Here is a 4,849-nt window from a genome sequence, read left to right as displayed (position 1 = left end):
TTTTGCCCGCCATACCGATTTTACCGTTGAGAGCCATCATGATGCCGAACATTCCGAGCAACAGATTCCCCAGCGTGAACAAGCTCGGAATAGATTTTTGTATCATTTCGTCACCCCCTGTATGATTCGGTAAGGTCTTAACGGTTCTAACAATACGTGATTGTATGTTATTTACATTTGTCTGTCAATAAGAACTTGCTTTTGCAGCCGTTTTAATCCGTCCTGAATTCCCCGCGCCCGCACCTCGCCGATTCCGTCCACCTCATCCAGTTCCGCAATGCTCGCGGTCATAAGATTGGGCAGCATTTCGAAACGTTCCACCAGATTGCGGATAATGACATTCGGCAGCCGCGGAATTTTGTTAAGCAGCCGGTAGCCGCGTGGAGTGACCGGCTCTTCGGAAGCGACTGCACTAGCCGAAAATCCGAGCAGCCGGGCGATATGGTTGTCGTCCATCAGCTCGTCGTTGCTTGCCCGCTTCAGACCGGCGATAATTTCGCGGATTTTGTCTTCTTCCTCTTCCCTTGCATAGTCACGATACAACAGCCACGCCTCTTCCTCGGTATTTCCGACCAGCTCCTCCATCTGCATGCTGATCAGGCGCCCTTCATTGCCCAGTTCGGTGATGTAGCGCTTGATCTCCATCTTGATGCGGAGCACCATCTCTACCCGCTGAATGACGCCAACGACCTCAGGCAGGGTGACGATCCCCTCATATTCGGAAGCGGACAGGTTGGTCAGCGACTGGTTGAGGACGGCCTTATACTTCTCCAGCGTCTGGATCGCCTGATTGGCCTTGGTCAGAATGACGCCGATGTCCTTGAGCGCATAGCGGATAGACCCTTGATAGAGTGTGATGACGTTGCGCCGCTGTGAGATGGACACGACCAGCTTGCCCGTCTGCTTCGCGACCCGTTCAGCCGTCCGGTGGCGGATTCCGGTCTCAATCGAGGAAATCGACGGATCGGGAATCAATTGCGTGTTGGCATATAGTATACGTTTCAGATCTTCGCTCAGAATAATCGCGCCGTCCATCTTGGCCAGTTCGTACAAATAGTTGGGCGAAAAATCGCAGTTAATGGAAAAGCCTCCATCCACCACCTCCATCACCTCGGGACTGTAGCCTACGACAATCAGCGCGCCCGTCTTGGCCCGCAGCACATTTTCCAGTCCTTCCCGGAAGGATGTGCCCGGTGCGGCCAGCCTGAGCAGATCGTTCATATTTTCCAGTTGGTATTCTTTCATTTCTCTGCCCCCTAATTTAACGCGACCGCTAATGCGTCTGCTACGGTACTTACCCCGACAATCTGTATATCCTGCGGATGCTTCCAGCCTTTCAAGCTCTTCTCGGGCATAATGACCCGCCGAAATCCGAGCTTGGCGGCCTCCTTAACGCGCGTCTCCGCGCGCGAGACGCCTCTGACTTCCCCTGTAAGCCCCACCTCGCCAAAGAACACGTCATAGGGCTTGGTCGGGATGTCCCGGAAGCTTGAAGCGATACTGACCGCGACCGCCAGATCAATGGCCGGTTCATCGAGCTTGACTCCGCCCGCGACGTTCAAATAGGCATCCTGGTTCTGCAGGAACATCCCCATCCGCTTCTCCAGCACGGCGATAATAAGCGCCATTCTTTGGTTGTCCAGTCCGGTGGACATCCGCCGCGGCGAGGGAAAATGCGTGGCGGCGACAAGCGCCTGCAGCTCGACAAGCACCGGACGCGTACCTTCCATGCTGGCTACGACCGTGGAGCCGGCCACGCCGAGGGGCCGCTCGGAAAGGAACAGCTCGGACGGATTCCCGACCTCGGACAATCCGATCTCGCCCATCTCGAAAATGCCGATTTCATTCGTTGAGCCGAAACGGTTCTTGACGGCCCGCAGCAGTCGGTACGTATGATGGCGCTCGCCTTCGAAATACAGCACGCAGTCCACCATATGCTCAAGCATCCGGGGTCCGGCAATTGCCCCCTCCTTCGTGACATGACCGACCAGCACGGTCGCAATGCCCCGAATCTTCGCAATCCGCATAAATCTTGTCGTGCATTCGCGAACCTGCGACACGCTTCCCGGCGCGCTCGTTACTTCCGGCAGAAATACCGTCTGTATGGAGTCGATCACCAGGAACTGAGGCTGAATCGCCTCAATCGCTTCCTCGATCGCTTCCATATTCGTCTCGCAGAGCACATACAGCTCGGATGACAGGGCTCCAAGCCGGTCCGCCCGCAACCTCGTCTGACGCACCGATTCTTCTCCCGAAATGTACAGCACGCGCAGTCCCTGCGTGGTCAGGGCATGGGAGGTCTGCAGCAGCAGCGTCGATTTCCCTATGCCGGGGTCTCCCCCCACAAGCACCAGCGAGCCGGGCACAATCCCGCCGCCCAGCACCCGGTTCAGCTCACCGATGCCGGTCAATATGCGGGGCTCCTGATCGCTTTCTATATTTATGATGGACTGGGGCTTTTCTTTACTATGAAAAACAGGAGCATTCATCCCCTGTGTTTTGACTACGCTTTCCGTTTCTTCCACCATGCTGTTCCAAGCCTGGCAGCCCGGACATTTCCCAAGCCACTTCGGAGCCTCGTACCCGCACTCGGTGCAGTAAAATTTTGTTTTTGTCTTGGCCATAAATTCTCCTTCGAACCGATTAACCCTGCCGCCATTTCTTCAAATCGCGGATATTTCCCTGTCATTCAAAGTTTACCATTTAAGGGCGGTGAACGAAAGGGCAATCCAGAAAAGGCGGGAACATATATATTCCATTTGTATCACAAAGAAGAGCCTCTTCCTTGTCCGGAAGCAGGCTCTCCTTCAATGATCATTTAAGATATTGTTCCAGGACGGATATTACTCTCCATCCTTCTCCAGCGATACCGGCTCTTTCTTGCGCACGATCAATTCGCCGTTCTCTTCATCAATCTTCAGCAAATCTCCCTTGGTAATGTTGCCTTTCAGCATTTCTTCGGACAGACGGTCCTCGATATGCTTCTGGATCGCGCGGCGCAGCGGACGCGCGCCGAAGGCCGGATCAAATCCTTCTTTGGCCAGGAACGCTTTCGCGGTGTCCGTCAGCTCGAAATCGACGGCGTATTCACGCAGCCGCTTGCGCAGCTCTTCGGACATCAGCGTAACGATCTCGGCGATGTGCTTCTCTTCCAGCGAGTGGAACACGATGATTTCGTCGATCCGGTTCAGGAACTCCGGACGGAAGCTCTTCTTGAGTTCGTCCATGACCTTGCCCTTCATGCTCGAATATTCGGCGCCGGCATCCTGTACCGCCGTAAATCCGAGCGTGGAGTTGCGTTTGATCGCTTGGGCGCCAACGTTCGAGGTCAGAATAATCAGCGTATTGCGGAAATCGACGACGCGGCCCTTGGAATCGGTCAAGCGGCCGTCTTCCAGCACTTGCAGCAGGATGTTGAACACTTCAGGATGAGCCTTCTCGATTTCGTCGAGCAGAACGACCGAGTACGGCTTGCGGCGTACTTTCTCGGTCAGTTGTCCGCCTTCTTCGTAGCCCACATATCCCGGAGGCGCCCCCACAAGGCGTGAGGTGGAGTGTTTCTCCATGTACTCCGACATATCAATACGGATAACGGCATTCTCGTCTCCGAACATCGCTTCGGCAAGCGCGCGCGCCAGCTCCGTCTTACCAACCCCGGTAGGGCCGAGGAAGATAAAGGAGCCCATCGGACGCTTCGGATCTTTCAGACCCGCGCGAGCCCGGCGGATAGCCCGGCTGACCGCTTTGACGGCCTCATCCTGGCCGATAACACGATCATGCAGAAGGGCTTCCATATTGAGCAGGCGTTCCGTTTCTTCTTCTTTCAGCTTATTGACCGGAATTCCCGTCCAGCTTGCAACCACCTGGGCGATATCCTCCGGTGTAACCTCGGAATCGGTGCGGCCTTGTTTTTCTTTCCATTGATTCTTCGTTGTATCAAGCTCTTCGCGAATTTTTTGCTCCGTATCGCGAAGGGCAGCGGCTTTTTCAAACTCCTGGCTTTGAACGGCGGCGTCTTTCTCCTTGCGGATATCGTCCAGCCGCGTTTCCAGCTCTTTCAGATTCGGCGGAATCGTGTAGGAATTCAGCCTTACTTTGGAGCCCGCCTCATCAATAAGGTCGATCGCCTTGTCCGGCAGGAAGCGGTCGGTGATATAGCGGTCAGACAGCTTCACCGCCTGAACGATCGCCTCATCCGTAATTTTTACGCGGTGATGCGCTTCATACCGGTCACGCAAGCCGTAGAGGATTTGAACGGCTTCATCCGGAGTAGGCTGATCCACCGTGATCGGTTGGAAACGGCGTTCCAGAGCCGCATCCTTCTCGATGTATTTGCGGTACTCGTCCAACGTAGTCGCGCCGATGCATTGCAGCTCGCCGCGGGCCAGCGCAGGCTTGAGGATATTGGAGGCGTCAATCGCGCCCTCGGCGCCGCCTGCACCGATCAGCGTATGCAGCTCGTCGATGAAGAGGACAATGTTGCCCGCTTGACGGATTTCATCCATGATCTTTTTAAGACGATCCTCGAATTCGCCGCGGTATTTGGTGCCGGCAACGACCGAGCCCATATCCAGCGTCATCACACGCTTGTCGCGCAGGGTTTCCGGGATCTCGTTATTGATAATCTTTTGCGCCAGGCCTTCGGCGATTGCCGTCTTACCTACCCCCGGCTCACCGATCAGCACCGGATTGTTCTTCGTCCGGCGGCTCAGAACCTGAATCACGCGCTCAATCTCTTTGCTGCGCCCGATAACCGGGTCAAGGTGTCCGTCTTTGGCATAAGCCGTCAGGTCGCGGGCCAAGCCGTCAAGCGTCGGCGTGCTGACATTGGACGGGCCGCCGCTGTGGC

At 55.6% G+C, this 4,849-nt stretch carries 3 protein-coding genes; all 3 read right to left on the bottom strand.

Annotated features, from left to right (window positions below; genetic code table 11):
* Positions 1–171: 171 nt before the first annotated feature.
* Positions 172–1,245, bottom strand: a complete 1,074-nt coding sequence (gene disA / locus L692_RS0112840) for a DNA integrity scanning diadenylate cyclase DisA (protein ID WP_025700436.1) — start codon at positions 1,243–1,245, stop codon at positions 172–174.
* 11 nt (positions 1,246–1,256) lie between these two features.
* Positions 1,257–2,624 (bottom strand): DNA repair protein RadA, encoded by a 1,368-nt coding sequence (gene radA / locus L692_RS0112835; protein WP_025700434.1) that lies wholly within the window; start codon positions 2,622–2,624, stop codon positions 1,257–1,259.
* Between the two features lie 219 nt (positions 2,625–2,843).
* Positions 2,844–4,849: ATP-dependent Clp protease ATP-binding subunit (locus L692_RS0112830; RefSeq protein ID WP_025700433.1), on the bottom strand; the 2,006-nt coding region annotated here is incomplete at its 5' end.

The organism is Paenibacillus forsythiae T98, assembly GCF_000520735.1.
Classification (GTDB): Bacteria; Bacillota; Bacilli; order Paenibacillales; family Paenibacillaceae; genus Paenibacillus_AQ; species Paenibacillus_AQ forsythiae.
Note: the sequence above shows the minus strand (reverse complement) of the source record. Positions and strands in the feature narration are given on the sequence as shown.